The following is an 18,099-nucleotide window of genomic DNA, read 5'->3' on the forward strand; positions in this document are numbered from 1 at the left end:
ATCATGACGACGAGAAGCACGCGCACCCCCCGTCGCCGCACCGTCATCGCCCTGGCCGTGGTGCTCGCCGTCCTCGTCGCCTTCGTCGTGCGGCTGGTGGACATCCAGGTGGTCAACGCCGGCGAGCACATCGACGACTCGCTGCGCATCGCAATGGGCGGCAAGACCACTCTGTACGGCACGCGCGGATCGATCGTCGACGAGAACGGCAACGTCCTTGCGGGAAGCATCCTCACCTACGACGCCGAACTCGACCCCAGCAACGTGGGACCGATCGAGCGCACGGACGACGCAGGCAACGAGATCGAGGTCGACTGGCCCACCGTCGCCGGCGAGATCGCCCAGATCACCGGTCAGAGTGCCGAAGACGTGCAGAAGATCGTCGCCGATGCACTCGCGGTGAACCCGAAGTCGCAGTACGCGTCGCTCAAGAACGGGCTCTCGACCGAGAAGTACCAGCAGCTGCTGGATCTGCGCATCCCGTACCTGACGATGCGACCGCATCCGGCCCGCACGTATCCCGACGGCGCCGTCGCCGGCAACCTCGTCGGATTCGTGGGATCCGACGGGAAGCCGCTGGAAGGACTCGAGTCCGCCCAGGATTCGTGCCTGGCACCCACCGAGGGCGAGCGCGTCTTCCAGAAGGGCAAGGACGGCGTCATCATCCCGGGCACCGAGCAGGTGACGCCTGCCGTGGACGGCGGGACGCTCACGTTGACGATCGACCGCGACCTGCAGTACTACCTGCAGCAGCTGATCGCGGAGCAGGCCACGAACCAGGGCGCGCAGCACGGGCAGATCATGGTCGTGGAGGCCAAGACCGGAAAGATCCGCGCTGCGGCGGAGTGGCCGACGGTCGATCCCAACAACGTCTCGGCCACGGCGCCGGAAGACCGCTCCAGCCGTATCTTCCGCGGCACGTTCGAGCCCGGTTCGACATTCAAGGCGCTGTCGGCTGCGACCGTGATCGACACGGGCGCAGCGACGCCGACCTCGACCGTCACCGCCTCCGGGCGCGAGACCTTCCCCAACGGGGCCCGCGTACAGGACGCGATCCCGCACGGGGCGCTGAACTACACGCTGGCGGGCGTGCTCATCGACTCCTCGAACGTGGGTATCTCGAAGTTCGCGGAGATGGTCCCCGCCCAGACGCGATACGACTACCTGCAGAAGTTCGGCATCGGTCAGGTCAGCGGCGTGGGTTTCCCCGGCGAGGCGAAGGGGACGCTGCGTCCCGTCGACGAGTGGGACAACCAGACCTTCTACAACACCTCCTTCGGCCAGGGTGTCGCGACGACCCTGCCGCAGCTCATGGGCGCGTACCAGGCGATCGCGAACGACGGCACGAAGGTGCCGCTGTCCCTGGTCGAATCGTGCACGAAGGCGGACGGCACCGTCCAGGACACGGATGCGGGGGCGAGCACTCAGGTCGTGAGCGCAAGCACGGCGAGCCAGGTGCGAGAGCTGCTCGAGAACGTTGCGGTTCAAGGCGGCAACGCCAAGGCGACGGCCATCAGTGGCTACCGCGTGGGGCTCAAGACCGGAACGGGTGAGATCTCCGACGGCGCCGGCTACAAGAGCGGCGTCTACTTCACGACCATGATCGGCATGGCCCCGGTCGACGACCCGCAGTACATCGTCGCGGTCACCCTCGATCAGCCCACTGCGGTACGCTCGTCTGCGGCCAACGCTGCGGCCTTCCAGAAGGCGATGACCCAGGTCCTGAAGACCTACCGGGTCCTGCCCTCCGACTCGCAGCCCGAGCTGCTGCCGAAGATCGGCTGAGCGGCGCCCTCCAGGACATGATCGCACTCACACTCTCCCGCATCGCCGAGATCCTCGGCGGCACCCTGCTCCCCGCAGGCGCCGATGACGCCGACACCGTCGTATCCGGCGATGTCGACACCGACTCGCGCCAGATGCGCCCCGGCGCCATCTTCGTCGCCAAGCCCGGCGAGACGACAGACGGGCATCTCTTCGTCGATGCGGCCGTCGCCTCGGGCGCTGTCCTCGCCATCGTCGAGCGCCCTGTGGACACCGCGGTGTCCCAGATCGTCGTTCCCGACGCGGTCACGGCCCTCGCCGATCTCGCGCGCGCTGTCGTCGCCGAGGTGCGCGCGGGCGGACGCCTGCGAATCGTCGGGATCACCGGCTCCAACGGCAAGACGACCACCAAGAACCTGCTCGCCCGCATCCTGGAGCCGGAGGGCGACACGGTCGCGCCCCGTGCTTCCTTCAACAACGAGGTCGGCGCGCCGCTGACGATGCTGCGCGTCACCCACGACACGCGCTTCCTGGTGAGCGAGTTCGGTGCCAGCGCCCCGGGCGCGATCGCCCAGCTGGCAGGGCTCGTCGAACCCGACATGGGCGTCGTGCTGATGGTCGGTATGGCCCACGCCGGCGGCTTCGGCGGCATCGAGGCCACGTTCCACGCCAAGAGCGAGCTCGTCAGGGCGTTGCGCCCGGGCGGACTCGCCGTGCTCAACGTCGACGACGCTCGGGTGCGGGCCATGGCGCCCATCGCGGCCGAACAGTCCGTCGACGTGCGCTGGTTCGGCCTCGGTGAGGATGCCGCCGTGCGCGGCACCGATGTCGAAGTCACCGCATCCGGGACCCGCTTCGTCCTCACCGTCGACGGGGAGAGCCGCCCGGTGGCGCTTCGGGTCCTCGGCGCCCACCACGTGATGAACGCCCTCGCTGCGGCAGCGGCCGCCACCGCGCTGGGGGTGGCGATCGACGACGTCGTGACCCGCCTGGAGTCGGTGGAGCTCGCCGAACGCTGGCGTATGCAGCCGCTGGGATCCGACCGTGTGCGCATCATCAACGACGCGTACAACGCGAGTCCCGACTCGATGGTCGCGGCGCTGCGGACGCTGGCGCAGATCACGGGCCCGCAGGAGCGGATGGTCGCGGTCCTCGGGGCCATGAGCGAGCTGGGCGAGTATGCGGGGGAGGAGCACGACCGCATCGGCGAGCTCGCCGTCCGCCTGCGCATCCCGCGCATCGTGATCATCGGGCAGGCTGCGCGGCGCATGTACCTCGCAGCGGTCGCCGAGGGCTCGTGGAGCGACGAGGCCGTGTTCTTCGACGACGACGACGCCGCGTACGCGTACCTCATGGGGGAGCTCCGTGACGGTGATCGTGTGCTCGTGAAGTCGTCCAACTCCGCCGGGCTCCGCTTCCTCGGCGACCGTCTGGGAGAATCGTTCTCGTGAGATCCCTGCTGACAGCCGCCGCGATCTCGCTCGCCTTCACCCTGTTCCTGACGCCGGTCTTCCTGCGGCTGTTCCGTGCATGGGGATGGGGCCAGGTGATCCGCACGCCGGAGAACGAGCACAACCCGAGCCACGGCGCAAAGCGCGGCACGGTCACGATGGGCGGCACGATCTTCATCGTCGGCAGCCTCGTCGGCTACTTCATCGGCACCTACGCGGGCGGCAACCCGCCCACGATCTCCGGGCTGCTCGTCATCTGGATGATGGTCGGCTTCGGCATCGTCGGCTTCATCGACGACTTCATGAAGGTGCGTCGCCAGAACAGCCTCGGACTCTCCGGCTGGCGCAAGATCATCGGCCAGATCCTGGTCGTCGTGCCGTTCGGCATCGTCGGGTTGAGCTTCCCGAACGCCGACGGGCAGACGCCCGCGAGCCCTTTCGTGTCACTCTTCCGCGATATCCCGGTGCTCTCCTTCATGGCGCTGGGCGCCATCGTCGGATGGCTGCTGTACCTCGCGTGGATCGCATTCCTGGGTGTCGCGGCCTCGAACTCGGTCAACGTCGCCGACGGCCTCGACGGCCTCGCCGCCGGCTCCGGGATCTTCGTCACGAGCGCCCTCGCCCTGATCTCCTTCTGGCAGTTCAAGCAGCCCTGCGACCTCGACGCGATCAGTCGAGGCCTGCAGGACGCCTGCTACCAGACGCGCGATCCGTTCGACCTCGCGATCATCGCCGCATCCTTCATCGGCGCCCTCGTCGGCTTCCTGTGGTGGAACGCTCCCAAGGCACGCGTGTTCATGGGTGATGTGGGCTCCATGTCGATCGGCGGCGTGATCGTCGCTCTCGCGATCCTCACCCGCACGGAGATCCTGCTGGCCGTCATCGCCGGCGTCTACGTCATCGCGTCCGGCTCCGTCATCCTCCAGCGGTTCTACTTCAAGCTCACGCGCGGCAAGCGGCTGTTCCTCATGAGCCCGCTGCACCACCATCTCGAGATGCGCGGCTGGCCCGAGATCACGATCGTGGTGCGGATGTGGATCATCGCCGGGCTCCTCGCGCTGACCGGCGTCGGTCTGTTCTATGTGGAATGGCTCGTGCGATCGTGAGCACCGCTCGTCTGGACGGCCTGAACAGCTGGCATGCGGACTGGAAGGGACTGCGGGTCGTCGTGCTCGGCCTGTCGATGACCGGATTCTCCGTCGCCGACACCCTGGCTGAACTCGGTGCCGACGTGCTCGTGGTCAGCGAGAGCGCCGACGAGGAGTACGCCAGGCTGCTGCCGGTCATCGGCGCCGAGCTGTGGACCGGATCCTTGGACACGGTCCCCGACGCGCTGATCGCACACCGCCCCGACCTCGTCGTCGCCTCGCCGGGGTTCGCCCCGCATCATCCCGTCATCTCCTGGACGAGGTCCGAGGGCATCGGGCTCTGGGGGGACCTCGAGCTGGCATGGCGGGTGCGCGACAAGGTGCCGCGACCCGACGGCTCCCCGCACGAGTGGATCCTGGTCACGGGCACCAACGGCAAGACGACGACGACGCGACTGACCGCGACCATGCTGCAGACCGCGGGCTACCGCGTGGCCCCCGTCGGCAACATCGGCGTGCCGGTCCTGGATGCGGTGCGCGACCCCGCCGGCTTCGACGTCCTCGTGGTCGAGGTGTCCAGCCACCAACTCTGGTACCTGTCGTTGCAGACGGGGCCGGAGCCCGTGTCGCCCTGGGCCAGCGTGTGCCTCAACCTCGCCGACGACCACCTGCAATGGCACGGTTCGTTCGCCGCGTACCGCGACGCGAAGGCCGTCGTCTACTCCCACACCCGCACGGCCTGTGTGTACAACAAGGCCGACGAGGCGACGCGGCTGATGGTCGAGGACGCCGACGTCGTGGAGGGCGCGCGCGCCATCGGCTTCGACCTCGGGATGCCGGGGCCCAGCGACCTCGGCGTCGTGGAGGGAATCCTCGTCGATCGGGCGTTCCTCGATGATCGCCGCAACAGCGCCCTCGAGCTCACGACGCTCGAGGAGCTCGCCCGCCAGCAGCTCGCGGCACCCCACATGGTCGCCAACGTGCTCGCGGCCGCGGCGCTGGCCAGGTCGGTGGGCGCGGAGCCGGCGGCCATCCGTGAAGCGCTCGCGACGTTCCGCCTCGATCCGCACCGTATCGAGGTCATCGCCACATCGGCGGGAGTGACCTGGGTCGACGACTCCAAGGCAACGAATCCGCACGCCGCCGCGTCCTCGCTCGCCGCCTACCCCGGCGCCATCTGGATCGTCGGCGGTCAGTTGAAGGGCGTGGACGTCTCGGACCTCGTCGCCACACGCGGCGTGCTGGCGAAGGCCGCCGTCGTGATCGGCGCCGATCGCACCGAGGTACTGGCGGCGTTCGCGCGACACGCGCCCGCGGTTCCCGTCTTCGAGGTCGTTGACACCGAGACTGAAGACGTCATGGCGCAGGTCGTCGAGCTGGCGACGGAGATCGCGCACGACGGGGACGTGGTTCTGCTCGCCCCCGCCGCCGCATCCTTCGATCAGTTCACGTCCTACGCGGACCGCGGAACGCGCTTCGCGAACGCCGTGCGAACGAGGATCGAAAGGGATGCGGGTGGTCGACACGACGAGGACCAGGCCCCTCCCGCAGGAGCCTGAGCCCCCCAAGCGAGGACTGGCCGCACGGGTCTCTCTGGGACGCGTCTTCGCCCCCGTTCCCAGCGAGTTCCTGCTCATCGCGTCGACGGCGCTGATCCTGACCGGTTTCGGTCTCGTGATGGTCCTCTCCGCAACCTCGGCGACCAGTGAGGACGCGGGTGGTGGACCCTACGACGCCGTGATCAAGCAGGGCGTGTTCGCGGTGATCGGCATCCCGCTCATGTTCCTGGCCTCCCGCATGCCCCTGCGGTTCTGGAAGCGTATGGCGTGGCCGGCTCTCATCGGGGCGACGGTCTTCCAGCTGCTCGTGTTCACACCGCTGGGAATCACGAACGACGGCAACCAGAACTGGATCCGCATCGCCGGGCTGCAGGCGCAGCCGTCGGAGTTCCTGAAGGTCACCCTCGCGATCTGGCTGGGGTACATCCTCTATCGCAAGCGAACGCTGCTCGCCGACTGGCGCCACGTCTTCATCCCCGCCGTTCCCGTGGGTATCGCCGTCATCGGCACCGTCATGGCCGGCCACGACCTCGGCACCGCCATCATCCTCGTGCTCATCATGCTCGCCGGTCTGTTCTTCTCGGGTGTGAAGCTGCGGGTCTTCCTTCTCCCGCTCCTGCTCTTCGCCGGCGGCGTCGCGTACTTCGCGATCTCGAGCCCCGACCGCATGCGTCGATACATGAGCTTCCTCTCCAACGACTGCCTCGCCGACTACTACGGCGACTGCTATCAGCCGCTGCACGGCATCTGGGGACTGGCCGGCGGCGGCGTGTTCGGCGTGGGCCTGGGTAACTCGAAAGAGAAGTACAGCTGGCTGCCCGCCGCGGCCAACGACTACATCTTCGCGATCGTCGGCGAGGAGTTGGGGCTGATCGGCTGCATCGTCGTGCTCACCCTCTTCGCGATCTTCGCGGTCGGCGCGTTCCACATCGTCCGCAAGACCGACGACCCGTTCGTGCGGATCGCCGCCGGTGCGATCACGGTCTGGATCATCGGCCAGGCGTTGCTGAACATCGGTGTCGTGCTGCGCCTGCTGCCCGTCTTCGGCGTCCCCTTACCGTTCCTGTCACAGGGCGGAACCTCCCTCATGTCGGTGCTCATAGCCTGCGGTGTGCTGCTCTCGTTCGCGCGCACCATCCCGCACAAGGCACGCTCAGCGGCAGCTCCGGCGACGCGTGGCAGAATCGCCCGGTGACGACGTACCTTCTCGCCGGCGGTGGCACCGCCGGCCATGTGAATCCTTTGCTCGCGGTCGCCGACGGGCTGCGCGAGCGCGAGCCGGACGCGCAGATCCTCGTGCTGGGTACGCGCGAAGGGCTGGAGTCCCGACTGGTGCCGGCGCGCGGATACGAGCTGCTCATCGTCGACAAGGTGCCCTTCCCTCGTCGGCCGAACGGCGCGGCTCTGCGCTTTCCCGCCCGATGGCGCCGCGCGGTGGCGCAGGTGCGCGGCTACATCCGCGAGCGCGGCGCGGACGTCGTGGTCGGATTCGGCGGGTACGCCGCAGCTCCCGCCTACGTCGCCGCCCGCCGCGCGGGCGTTCCGGTCGTGGTGCACGAGGCGAACGCGAAGCCGGGGCTGGCGAACGTGCTCGGCGCCCGGCGAGCCGCCGCCGTGGGAGTCGCCTTCGAGGGGACGCCGTTGCGCCGCTCCGAGGTGGTCGGGATGCCGCTGCGCCGAGAGATCGTGTCGCTGGACACCGCCGCTCTGCGGCCGCAGGCCGCTGCGTCGTTCGGCCTCGACCCCGCTCGCCCGACCCTCCTCGTCTTCGGCGGCTCGCTGGGCGCGCAGCGGCTCAACGACGCGTTCGGTGCCGCCTATGAGGACGTGCTCGCTGCCGGCTGGCAACTGCTGCACATCACGGGTGAGCGGTCGGAGCTCGCCGACCCTGCGGTGCGCGGCTACGTCGTGCGCCGATACATCGATCGGATGGACTACGCCTTCGCGGTCGCCGATGCGATCGTCTCTCGCTCGGGAGCGGCGACGGTCAGCGAGATCAGCGCGCTCGGCATTCCTGCCGTCTACGTGCCATACGCGGTCGGTAACGGCGAGCAGAGTCTGAATGCCGCATCCGCCGTCGCCGCGGGAGCTGCGGTGCTGATCCCCGACGCCGAACTGGATGCCGAGCGCGTGCGTTCCGAGATCCTGCCGCTCATCTCCGACCGGACCCGCATCCAACGGATGCGGGAGGCGTCGGTCGGCGTCGGCACGCGCCGCGGAACAGAGAATGTCATCGCGCTGATCGATCGCGCGCGGGCCTGAGCGCATTCAGCGCGTTGCGCGCAGTGCGTCTGCCACCAGCTGTACGGCATCGTCGTCGGTGATTCCGAGCCCGCGAACCTGGGTGGCGTAGGCTGCCGCCGCGCGCTGAGCCTGGCTTCGCAGAGGGTCCTGCGCGAACGACACGAAGGTCCCCGCCCGGCCTCGCGTCTCGATCACACCGTCCGCCTCGAGCTCCTTGTACGCTCGGGCGACCGTGCCCGGTGCGACACCCAGCTGGTCGGCCAGCGCTCTCACCGTGGGCAGTTTCGCGCCCGCGATGAGCGAACCGGCGGAGACCGCGCCGACGATCTGTGAACGCAACTGCGCATAAGGCGGTTCGGCAAGAGCCTGGTCGACGTTCAGCGAGAGCATGCTCTCCTTCGTAGCGTCGGCGGCGGTCACCGTCAATGCGCACGGGTGCCGTGCGCGCGCCGGAGCCGCGCGGGGACGGGGCGAACGTAGACTTTGACGGTCATGATCAGACCCGACCTGAGCCTTCCCCTGCCCGACGACATCACGGCGGCGCATTTCATCGGCATCGGCGGATCCGGGATGTCCGGACTCGCGAAGATGTTCCTCGAGCGCGGCATCCGCGTGTCCGGTTCGGACCGCTCCGACTCCCGCGCGCTGCGCGAGCTCGCCGCCGCCGGCGCCGAGGTGCATGTCGGCCACGACGCCGCCCACCTGGGGGATGCGGACACCGTGGTGCACACCGGAGCCATCTGGCCGGAGAACCCCGAGTTCGTGACGGCCAAGGAGCGCGGACTCAGCGTCATCCACCGCTCGCAGGCGCTCCACTGGCTCATCGGGTCGCGCCCGCTCGTCGCCGTTGCGGGAGCGCACGGCAAGACGACCTCCACCGGGATGATCGTCACCGCGCTGCAGTCGCTCGGCGCCGACCCGAACTACGTCAACGGCGGTGTCATCGCGCAGTTGGGCACCTCCAGCGGCACCGGCGCCGACGACCTCTTCGTGATCGAGGCGGATGAGTCCGACGGCACGTTCCTGCTCTACGACACTTCGATCGCCCTCATCACGAATGTCGATCCCGACCACCTCGATCACTGGGGGAGCCGCGAAGCCTTCTTCGACGGTTTCGTCCGTTTCGCCGATGAAGCGTCCGATGCCGTCGTCATCTCGGCCGACGATCACGGGGCCCGCGAAGTGCGCGCCCGCATCCGCCACGACAGAGTGCTGACGTTCGGCGCCCACGAGAGCGCGGATGTGCGGGTCACGGACATCGATGCCGCCGCGACGGTGTCGTTCAGCGTGAGATTCGACGGACAGACGCAGCGCGTGTCGCTCTCCGTTCCCGGAGAGCACAACGCCATCAACGCCGCCGGTGCGATCGCCGTCCTCATCGCGCTGGGATACGTCTTCGCCGACGCGGTGACCGCTGTCGCGGGGTTCTCGGGCACGGTGCGCCGGTTCGAGCTGCACGGTGTCGAGCGCGGCGTGAGCGTCTACGACGACTACGCGCATCACCCGACCGAGGTGGCGGCTGCACTGAACGCCGCGCGCACGGTCGTCGGCTCGGGGCGGCTGATCGCGGTTCACCAGCCGCACACCTATTCGCGTACCCAACTGATGTCGGGCGAGTTCGCGCGCGTACTCGAGGAACTCGCCGACCACACGGTCGTCCTGGATGTCTACGGCGCCAGGGAGGATCCGATCCCCGGAGTGACGGGGGAGCTCGTCAGCGACGCGTTCGTCGACGCCGCCCGCGTGCACTACGTCGCCGACTGGCAGGAGGCGGCCGATTACACGGCCGCGGTCGCTCGTGAGGGCGACTTCGTCATCACGCTCGGCTGCGGCAACGTGTACCAGATCATCCCGCAGGTGCTCGGCGCGCTCTCCGCCTCGGCGACGCCCGAGGACTGAAGATGCGCCGCCCCTCGCCGTTGCCGCCGCAGGGCGGGAGACCCGCCGACGCGCCGCTGCGCCCCCGCTCGGTGAAGCCGGCGCGTGAGGAATCGCCGCGGCCGGTTGCGGACGAGGATCTGCAGGAGACGGCGCCCATCGCGCCGCTGTTCGTCCCGCCCGCAGCGCCGGCGACGTCCGACGCCGTGCCGGCGATCGAGGACGATGACGTCGAACCCACCGAGACGACGCCCGTCGGATGGCGCGACGTCTGGCGCGCCGCACGCTCGAGGCGAAAGGCGCTGCGAGCCGAGGTCAGGCGGTTCACGGTCCGCCAACGCCGTCGGCGCATCGTCTGGCTGAGCGTGGCCGCATCCCTGGTGCTCGTCACGATCGCCACGGTCGGCGCCGCCTACAGCCCGTTGTTCGCGGTGCAGCAGATCACCGTGGTCGGCACGTCGCAACTGGCGGCCACCGACGTCGAGGCCGCCCTCGACGGCCAGCGCGGCACGCCCCTCGCCGCGATCGACGCATCCTCGATCAAGGCGGCGCTGGTCGCGTTCCCGCTCGTGGAGAGCTACACGCTCGAAGCACGTCCGCCGCACGAGCTCGTGGTGCGGATCGTGGAGCGGACGCCGATCGGAGTAGTCTCCGGCGCGGCCGGCTACACCCTCGTGGATGCGGCGGGCGTCGCGCTGTCGACCTCGCCGACACCGCCCGCCGGCTACCCGCTGGTCGACGCCGCGGGCGGTGAGGACGGCGTCGCGTTCGCCGCGATCGGCAAGACGATGCGTGCTCTGCCCGCCGATCTGCGCGCCCAGGTGACCCAGGTCGAGGCGAAGACGGCCGACGATGTGACGCTCACCCTGGGCGGCACGAACACGCGCGTCGTATGGGGGAGTGCGGACGAGTCAGCGCTCAAGGCCCTCGTGCTGCAAAAGCTGACGGCGACGCGCCCACCCGACGGCGTGGCGGTCTACGACGTCTCCTCGCCCGAGGTTCCGGTCATCCGCTGACGCCTCCCGCGACGAATCCCACAGGACTTGGGCGACACGCCCGCGCGCCTGCGGGTCGCAGGGCGCGCGGCGCATACCTTCGATTCAGGAATTGCATACCGGGCAATACTTTAACCCTTTACATGAGGTTTAAGGTTCAACGCTCCGGTAGGGACGTCGGTTCAACGAGACGAAAGGGCTGGGATGAGCCAGAACCAGAACTACCTCGCGGTCATCAAGGTCGTCGGGGTAGGTGGCGGCGGAGTCAACGCCGTCAATCGGATGATCGAGCTGGGTCTGCGCGGAGTGGAGTTCATCGCGGTGAACACCGACGCCCAGGCACTGCTGATGAGCGACGCGGACGTCAAGCTGGACGTCGGTCGCGAACTCACGCGCGGTCTCGGAGCGGGAGCGGATCCCGAGGTCGGCCGACGCGCCGCCGAGGATCACGCCGAGGAGATCGAGGAGGCGCTTGCCGGTGCCGACATGGTCTTCGTGACTGCTGGCGAGGGTGGCGGGACCGGCACGGGCGGCGCGCCCGTCGTGGCGCGCATCGCCAAGTCGATCGGCGCCCTGACGATCGGTGTCGTCACGAAGCCGTTCTCCTTCGAGGGTCGTCGACGCCAGAGCCAGGCCGAGGCGGGCGTGGCGAAGCTCAAGGAAGAGGTCGACACCCTCATCGTCGTCCCCAACGACCGTCTGCTGGAGATCAGCGACCGTGGCATCTCGATGATCGAGGCCTTCGCCACGGCGGACCAGGTGCTGCTCGCCGGTGTCCAGGGCATCACCGACCTCATCACGACCCCGGGTCTGATCAACCTCGACTTCGCCGACGTGAAGTCCGTCATGCAGGGAGCAGGTTCCGCCCTCATGGGCATCGGCTCGTCTCGCGGGGCGGACCGCGCCATCAAGGCGGCCGAGCTGGCAGTCGAGTCGCCGCTGCTGGAAGCCTCGATCGAGGGTGCCCACGGTGTGCTCCTGTCCATCCAGGGCGGCTCCAACCTCGGCATCTTCGAGATCAACGACGCGGCGCAGCTCGTCAAGGAGGCCGCGCACCCCGAAGCGAACATCATCTTCGGCACGGTCATCGACGACACGCTCGGTGACGAGGTGCGTGTGACGGTCATCGCGGCAGGATTCGACGGCGGCGAGCCCAGCCCGCGCCTCGAGCCCGTCACCGCGACCCGTCCCGCGGTCAACCCCCTCACCACGCCGGCAGCGCCGGCCGTGGCCGCGGAGGAAGCCGCCGCCACGCCGGTTCCCGCCGCCGAGGAGCCGCCGGCTGTGCCGGTCACCGCGGGAGTCTCTGAGCCGTCGTCGTACGACTCCGCCTTCGGCGACGATGACCTGGACATCCCCGACTTCCTGAAGTAAGCCACAGGCAACGGGCGGGTCGCGGGTATCTGCGGCCCGCCCGTTCCGATTCTCCTGGAGGACGAGTGGACGACACCCTCGCAACGCGTCTGGCATCGATCGACGAGCGCATCGCGGATGCGGCGCGCGCCGCAGGTCGAGACGCGGCCGGCATCACCCGGATCGTGGTCACCAAGTTCCATCCGGCATCGCTCGTGCGGGAGCTCCACGCCCTCGGCGTACGCGAAATGGGGGAGAACCGGCAACAGGAGCTGACGACCAAGCGCGACGCGACGTCCAATCTCGGGGATCTCGTCTGGCACTTCATCGGCCAGGCGCAGACGAACAAGGCCCGCGCCATCCGTGACGCCGCATCCGCGGTGCACACGGTGGATCGCACGCGACTCGCCGACGCGCTGCAGCGCGCGGCCGGCGAGGGCGATCCCGCGCTCGACGTGCTGGTGCAGATCAACCTCACCGAGGATCCCGGGCGCGGGGGAGTCGCCCCGAGCGAGCTCGAGACACTGGTCGAGCACGTGCTCGGCTGCGACACCCTGCGCCTGCGCGGTGTCATGGCGGTGGCGCCTCTGGATGAGGACCCCGCCGCCGCCTTCGCGCGCGTGGCGGACTACGCTGCGCGCGTGCGCAGGCTCGAGCCCGCGGCGAGCTGGATCTCTGCCGGAATGACCGGTGATTTCGCCGAGGCGATCGCCTCAGGCGCGACACACCTGCGGATCGGGTCGGCAATCACGGGTCCGCGCCCGCTACACGGTTAGCCTCGAAGAGGACGAGCAAACGGAGGATGCGATGTCGAACCCGCTGAAGAAGACCATGGTCTACCTGGGCCTCGCTGACGAGGAAGAGGTCTACGAGGAGCAGCCTGCACTGGCGCGCGAGCGCCGCAGCAAGCCCGAGCAGGTCGTCGAGAAAGCCGCGCCCGTGACCCCCATCCACCGCCCCGCGGTCGTCCGTCAGCCGTCCGTCGGCGCGGTGACCGAGATCCTCACGGTGCACCCGAAGCAGTACCGCGATGCCCAGATCATCGCCGAGAACTTCCGCGAGGGCGTGCCGGTCATCATCAACCTGTCGCAGATGAGCGACGCCGACGCGCGCCGTCTCATCGACTTCGCGAGCGGACTGTCGCTGGGCCTCTACGGGCGCATCGAGCGTGTGACGAGCAAGGTCTTCCTGCTCTCGCCGGAGAACGTCGCCGTCTCGGGCGATGGCGCCGTGGCGCAGGCCGACCCCGAAGCGACGCCGTTCGCTGCACAGCAGTAACGCGTCGTGGAGGTCGTCCGCCTCGTCGCCTCGATCGCGAACATCCTGCTGCTGCTCTACCTGCTGGTGCTCTTCGCGCGTTTGGTGCTGGATTACATCCCCATCTTCAACCGTGAATGGCGCCCGCGTGGAGCGGGTCTCGTGGCCGCTGAGCTCGTCTACACGGTCACGGACCCGCCCATCAAGCTGTTCCGTCGTTTCATCCCCCCGCTGCGCGTCGGCCCGATCGCGATCGACTTCGCGTTCACGCTGACGCTGCTGCTCTGTTTCATCCTGCTGTCGGTCACCGGTTCCCTCGCAAGGTGATTCACGGCCGACTATGCTTGGCTGAAGCGGCCCGTCCGCGGGCATCATCCCCCTGAAATCGGCACGCCGCCACGCCCCGAAAGAGGAATCATCATGGCATTGACTCCGGATGACGTCGTCACCAAGCAGTTCCAGCACGTCCGGTTCAAGGAGGGCTTCGACCCGGACGAGGTCGACGACTTCCTCGACGAGATCGTCGTCGAATGGCGCAAGACCATCGCCGAGAACGACGAGCTGAAGGCGAAGATCGCGGCTCTCGAGTCCGGCGCCTCCGCCGCTCCTGCTGCCGCTGAGACCGCCGCCCCCGAGCCCGTCGCCGAGGCGCCCGCTCCGGCACCGGTCCCCGCGCCCGCTCCGGCTCCGGCCGAGGGCGCCGCAGCCACCGCCGGCATTATCGAGCTCGCCCAGCGTCTGCACGACGAGCACGTCGCCGAGGGCAAGGCCCAGCGCGACCAGCTCATCGCCGACGCGCAGGCCCAGGCCGCGACCATCGTCGCGGAGGCCGAGGCCAAGGGCCGCGACGAGATCGCCCGTCAGGAGAAGGAGCGCAAGGCGCTCGAGGCCCGCATCACCGAGCTCCGCCAGTTCGAGCGCGACTACCGCGCCGAGCTGCGCAGCTTCATCGAGGGCAAGCTCCGCGACCTCGAGACCTCGCCCAACGGTTCGTCCAACACGCCGGTCTCGGCCATCGGTCTCTGAGTAAGGCCTTGTCGGACCGACGACCCCTGCGTCAGGCGGCGGCCGGCATCATCATCGCGTCTCTCGCGGTGCTGGTGCTGGCCGCCGACCAGTTTGCGAAGCTCCTCGCGATCGCCGAGCTGCCCCCGGAGCAGCCCGTTCCCGTCATCGGGGACTTCCTGATCTTCTATCTCGTGCGAAATCCCGGGGCGGCATTCTCGCTCGGCGAGGGCGTGACCTGGATCTTCACCATCGCGATGGCGGCCGTGGCCGTGGCCATCGTCGTGATCGCGCGCCGCATCCGCTCGCGGATCTGGGCCGTCGTACTGGGGCTGCTGCTCGGAGGTGTGCTGGGAAATCTGGCCGACCGACTGTTCCGCGAGCCGGGATTCGCGGTCGGCCACGTGATCGACTACATCTCCACGCCGTGGATGATGCCGGCGATCTACAACGTCGCCGACATCTTCATCGTGACGATGATGATCTCCGTCGCGCTGCTGGTGCTCATCGGTCTTCGTTTCGACGGCACCCGGGAGCGTCGCTCGAACGCCGCGGCGGCGGATGCGGACTCGAGCGCGGATGCGACCCCTGCGGGCACCGGGGAGCTGCGCGACCCGCTGTTCCCCACGGCAGACCCCGAGGCCGGCGCGCCACCGGCGGCGGGCGACGGTCGCCGCGAGAGCTGATGGAGACGCGCAGCCTGCCCGTTCCCGACGGGCTCGACGGCGTCCGTGTCGACGCCGCGCTCGCCAAGATGCTCGGCTTCTCCCGAACGTTCGCCGCCGAGATCGCCGACGCGGACGGCGTGGAGCTCGACGGCCGGATCGTCGGACGTTCGGACCGCCTTCGCGCCGGTGGCTGGCTCTCCGTGAGCTGGGAGCCCAAGCGTGAGCCCGAGGTCGTTCCCATGGAGGTGCCGGATCTCGGCATCGTCCATGATGACGACGACATCGTGGTGGTCGACAAGCCCTCCGGTGTGGCGGCTCATCCTTCTCTCGGATGGGAAGGTCCGACCGTGCTCGGCGCGCTGGCCGCCGGCGGATATCGGATCGCGACGACCGGTGCCGCTGAACGACAGGGCGTCGTACATCGACTCGATGTGGGTACCAGCGGGTTGATGGTCGTCGCGAAGACCGAGAGCGCCTACACCGCGCTCAAGCGTGCGTTCAAGGAGCGCGAGGTCGAGAAGATCTACCACACCGTCGTGCAGGGACACCCCGACCCTCTCGCCGGCACGATCGACGCACCGATCGGGCGGCATCCCTCGCACTCGTGGAAGTTCGCGGTGCGCCCGGAGGGCAAGGACTCGGTGACGCACTACGAGACGCTGGAGGCGTTCCCCGGCGCGTCCCTGCTCGAAGTACATCTCGAGACCGGTCGCACTCACCAGATCCGCGTCCACATGGCCGCGCATCGGCACCCGTGCGTCGGCGACCCCCTCTACGGCGCCGATCCGACGATGTCGGCCCGACTCGGCCTCACGCGCCAGTGGCTGCACGCTCGTGAGCTCTCGTTCACGCATCCGCTGACCGGTGAATGGGTCACCTTCACCTCCGAGTACGCGCCGGATCTCGCTGCCGCCCTCGCGATCCTCCGCCGCGACTGACGCGGGGCCAGGAGGTTCACCGAGGCGGGATGGCACGGGGCCGGGGAGCGTGCCACGCTCTGTCCATGACCGATGACACTCTCGTCGCGCGGGCGGGTATCGAGGTGCGTCCCGCGACGGTGTTCGACGACGTCGCCGCCCTCGTCGGCCCGAAGCGTCCCGACGCGACCGTGTGCTGGTGCCTCAGCTACCGCATCCCGGGTGCCCAGAACCGTGCGTTGTCCGGGACCGAGCGCGGAGAGCGGATGCGGCAGCTCACCCTCGAGGAGCCCCAGGGCGTGCTCGCCTACGAGGGCGACGAACCCGTCGGGTGGGCTGCGGTGCACCGCCGGGCGGACACCACGTTCGCGACCAACAGGCGCATCCCGCACGTCGACGACGAGGACGCGTGGAGCGTCTGGTGCATCCGCGTGCGTCCCGGTCACCGAGGTCGGGGCATCTCGCACGCGTTGCTGGCGGGTGCCGTCGCGTTCGCGCGGAGCAACGGAGCCCCGGTGCTGGAGGGCTACCCGGTGGACAATCGCGGTGCGAAGGTCGACCTGACCATGGCCTACGTCGGCACGAAGGCCTTGTTCCAGGATGCGGGGTTCACGCAGGCGGCGGAGACGCGCTCGGTGCTGAACGGCTTTCCCCGCGTCCTCATGCGCCTCCCACTCACCTGAGCGGCCTCGCGCTTCCGCTCGTTCCCCTCACTGAGACAGCATCTCCCGCACGAGATCACGGTAATCACCCGTGATCTCGTCGTGGAAGTGCAGTCTCGCGGGACGAGGAGGGGAGGGCGCGGGCGGGGGAAGGGGAGCGGGTCAGGGTTCGCCGAGGCGGTCCGCCAGCGCGCGGATGTCGGTGCGCGCTGCCAGCAGGGCGTCGGCGAGTGGCCGGTGCGCGGCCTCGAGGGCTGCGGAGTCGCCGTGCGCGGCGGCCAGCGCCAACCCGCCGCGGAGGTTTGTCGCCGACGCTCCGATGCCTGCGGCGGTGACATCGGCCGCGACGGCCAGATCCGACATCAGGTGGCGGTTGCCCACATCCGCCACCTCCCGCAATTCACGCGCCACGGCGAGCGACAGCTCTCCGAGAGCAGCGGATGCGGCGCAGGCGTCCGTCGCCGCGGTGAACACCGTCGGTGAGCGGTCCGGGGAATCGGGAAGCGCGAGCGCGGCGCCGAGTCGTTCCGAGGCCTCGGCGTCCGCCGCGGCCGCCGCCACGAGCCGATCGCCCAGGAGGTCTAGGGCGAGCGCACGTTCGCGGGCGCGGGGGTCGTTGGGGGTGTACGCGCACACCATCGTCCCGAGTGCCGCGCCGACCGCGGCCACGACGCCTCCCGCAGCACCGCCGCCGGGGTTCCCGGTCGGCTGGCGCAGGCCCTGGAGGAACATGCCGACCGTACGGTCGTGCACCGCGTTGGTCGCCATCACCGGCCGCCGGCGAAGCGCGTCGGGCCGTCCTCGAGAGCGGCGGCGACGCGCGCGCGCATCTCGTCGTCCAGGCCTGAGAGGTCCTCGAGCGGATACCAGCCCACCTCGGTCATCTCGCCGTCGGCGGGGTAGGGCTCGCCCTCGAGCCACGCGCACCGGAAGGTGAGGTCGAGGTAGTCCGTCTGATCGCCGTTCGCGTAGACGACGCGCGGGATCTGGTGCACCCAGGCCAGGCGATCCACGCGGATGCGCACTCCCGCCTCCTCCTCGGCCTCGCGTCGCGCGGCATCCGCCGGCTCTTCGTGCGGGTCGACGATCCCCGTGATCGGCGTGAGCGCGCCGTTGTCGCTGCGCCGTCCCAGCAGGATTTTCCCCTCGTGCACGATCACCGCGGTGACGCCGGTGAGGGTGAGCGGATGCGTGCCGACCATGCGGCGCAGTTCGAGGATGAACTCGGGGGTGGCCATGCCGCAACGCTAGCCGAACG

General features: G+C 69.3%; 19 protein-coding genes. 16 read left to right on the top strand and 3 right to left on the bottom strand.

What is annotated here, in order from left to right; genetic code table 11:
• Window positions 1-3: 3 nt before the first annotated feature.
• The 6 genes from PQV94_RS06220 to PQV94_RS06245 are packed head-to-tail and all read left to right on the top strand — an operon-like array spanning window position 4 to window position 8,124.
• On the top strand, window positions 4-1,785 hold the full coding sequence (locus PQV94_RS06220) for a peptidoglycan D,D-transpeptidase FtsI family protein (RefSeq protein ID WP_274287907.1): 1,782 nt from the start codon (window positions 4-6) through the stop codon (window positions 1,783-1,785).
• Between the two features lie 17 nt (window positions 1,786-1,802).
• Complete coding sequence (locus tag PQV94_RS06225; protein WP_274287908.1) at window positions 1,803-3,215, top strand: UDP-N-acetylmuramoyl-tripeptide--D-alanyl-D-alanine ligase; 1,413 nt, start codon at window positions 1,803-1,805, stop codon at window positions 3,213-3,215.
• Window positions 3,212-4,321, top strand: coding sequence for a phospho-N-acetylmuramoyl-pentapeptide-transferase (mraY, locus tag PQV94_RS06230; protein ID WP_274287909.1), 1,110 nt, complete (start codon window positions 3,212-3,214; stop codon window positions 4,319-4,321). The genes PQV94_RS06225 and mraY overlap by 4 nt, the downstream gene beginning before the upstream one ends.
• On the top strand, window positions 4,303-5,862 hold the full coding sequence (gene murD / locus PQV94_RS06235; protein ID WP_443192712.1) for a UDP-N-acetylmuramoyl-L-alanine--D-glutamate ligase: 1,560 nt from the start codon (window positions 4,303-4,305) through the stop codon (window positions 5,860-5,862). The genes mraY and murD overlap by 19 nt, the downstream gene beginning before the upstream one ends.
• Entirely contained in the window at window positions 5,813-7,057 is a 1,245-nt protein-coding gene (ftsW, locus tag PQV94_RS06240) for a putative lipid II flippase FtsW (protein ID WP_274287911.1), read from the top strand. The genes murD and ftsW overlap by 50 nt, the downstream gene beginning before the upstream one ends.
• Window positions 7,054-8,124: a UDP-N-acetylglucosamine--N-acetylmuramyl-(pentapeptide) pyrophosphoryl-undecaprenol N-acetylglucosamine transferase gene (locus PQV94_RS06245; protein WP_274287912.1), complete on the top strand. Its 1,071-nt coding sequence runs from the start codon at window positions 7,054-7,056 to the stop codon at window positions 8,122-8,124. Before ftsW ends, PQV94_RS06245 begins: the two co-directional genes overlap by 4 nt.
• A 6-nt stretch (window positions 8,125-8,130) precedes the next feature.
• Here PQV94_RS06245 and PQV94_RS06250 read toward each other — a convergent pair whose 3' ends face one another.
• Window positions 8,131-8,496 (bottom strand): GntR family transcriptional regulator, encoded by a 366-nt coding sequence (locus PQV94_RS06250; RefSeq protein WP_274287913.1) that lies wholly within the window; start codon window positions 8,494-8,496, stop codon window positions 8,131-8,133.
• A 102-nt stretch (window positions 8,497-8,598) separates the two neighbouring features.
• On the opposite strand from PQV94_RS06250, the gene murC reads away from it, so the two are divergent.
• The 10 genes from murC (at window position 8,599) to PQV94_RS06300 (ending at window position 16,862) form a co-directional block, all read left to right on the top strand.
• On the top strand, window positions 8,599-10,005 hold the full coding sequence (murC, locus tag PQV94_RS06255) for a UDP-N-acetylmuramate--L-alanine ligase (RefSeq protein WP_274287914.1): 1,407 nt from the start codon (window positions 8,599-8,601) through the stop codon (window positions 10,003-10,005).
• A gap of 2 nt (window positions 10,006-10,007) precedes the next feature.
• Complete coding sequence (locus PQV94_RS06260; RefSeq protein WP_274287915.1) at window positions 10,008-11,000, top strand: FtsQ-type POTRA domain-containing protein; 993 nt, start codon at window positions 10,008-10,010, stop codon at window positions 10,998-11,000.
• A 183-nt stretch (window positions 11,001-11,183) separates the two neighbouring features.
• Window positions 11,184-12,353: a cell division protein FtsZ gene (gene ftsZ / locus PQV94_RS06265; protein WP_274287916.1), complete on the top strand. Its 1,170-nt coding sequence runs from the start codon at window positions 11,184-11,186 to the stop codon at window positions 12,351-12,353.
• Window positions 12,354-12,418: 65 nt separating this feature from the next.
• Window positions 12,419-13,108, top strand: a complete 690-nt coding sequence (locus PQV94_RS06270; protein ID WP_274287917.1) for a YggS family pyridoxal phosphate-dependent enzyme — start codon at window positions 12,419-12,421, stop codon at window positions 13,106-13,108.
• A 31-nt stretch (window positions 13,109-13,139) separates the two neighbouring features.
• Window positions 13,140-13,610, top strand: coding sequence for a cell division protein SepF (locus PQV94_RS06275; protein WP_274287918.1), 471 nt, complete (start codon window positions 13,140-13,142; stop codon window positions 13,608-13,610).
• Window positions 13,611-13,616: 6 nt separating this feature from the next.
• Window positions 13,617-13,916 carry a YggT family protein gene (locus PQV94_RS06280; RefSeq protein WP_274287919.1) on the top strand — a complete coding sequence of 100 codons (300 nt, stop codon included), beginning with the start codon at window positions 13,617-13,619 and terminating at the stop codon, window positions 13,914-13,916.
• A gap of 93 nt (window positions 13,917-14,009) precedes the next feature.
• A complete protein-coding gene (locus PQV94_RS06285) occupies window positions 14,010-14,615 on the top strand; it encodes a DivIVA domain-containing protein (RefSeq protein WP_274287920.1) in 606 nt (201 codons plus the stop codon).
• 8 nt (window positions 14,616-14,623) lie between these two features.
• Window positions 14,624-15,280 (top strand): signal peptidase II, encoded by a 657-nt coding sequence (lspA, locus tag PQV94_RS06290; RefSeq protein WP_274287921.1) that lies wholly within the window; start codon window positions 14,624-14,626, stop codon window positions 15,278-15,280.
• A complete protein-coding gene (locus tag PQV94_RS06295; RefSeq protein ID WP_274287922.1) occupies window positions 15,280-16,200 on the top strand; it encodes an RluA family pseudouridine synthase in 921 nt (306 codons plus the stop codon). The genes lspA and PQV94_RS06295 overlap by 1 nt, the downstream gene beginning before the upstream one ends.
• Before the next feature lie 65 nt (window positions 16,201-16,265).
• Window positions 16,266-16,862: a GNAT family N-acetyltransferase gene (locus PQV94_RS06300; protein ID WP_274287923.1), complete on the top strand. Its 597-nt coding sequence runs from the start codon at window positions 16,266-16,268 to the stop codon at window positions 16,860-16,862.
• Window positions 16,863-17,003: 141 nt separating this feature from the next.
• Here the strand turns inward: PQV94_RS06300 and PQV94_RS06305 are convergent, their stop codons facing one another.
• Together PQV94_RS06305 and PQV94_RS06310 are read right to left on the bottom strand one after the other, a co-directional pair.
• Entirely contained in the window at window positions 17,004-17,609 is a 606-nt protein-coding gene (locus tag PQV94_RS06305; protein WP_274287924.1) for a cyclodeaminase/cyclohydrolase family protein, read from the bottom strand.
• Entirely contained in the window at window positions 17,609-18,079 is a 471-nt protein-coding gene (locus PQV94_RS06310) for an NUDIX hydrolase (RefSeq protein WP_274287925.1), read from the bottom strand. The genes PQV94_RS06305 and PQV94_RS06310 overlap by 1 nt, the downstream gene beginning before the upstream one ends.
• Between the last annotated feature and the right edge of the window lie 20 nt (window positions 18,080-18,099).

Origin of the sequence: Microbacterium sp. Clip185, assembly GCF_028743715.1 — a bacterium.
GTDB lineage: Bacteria > Actinomycetota > Actinomycetes > Actinomycetales > Microbacteriaceae > Microbacterium.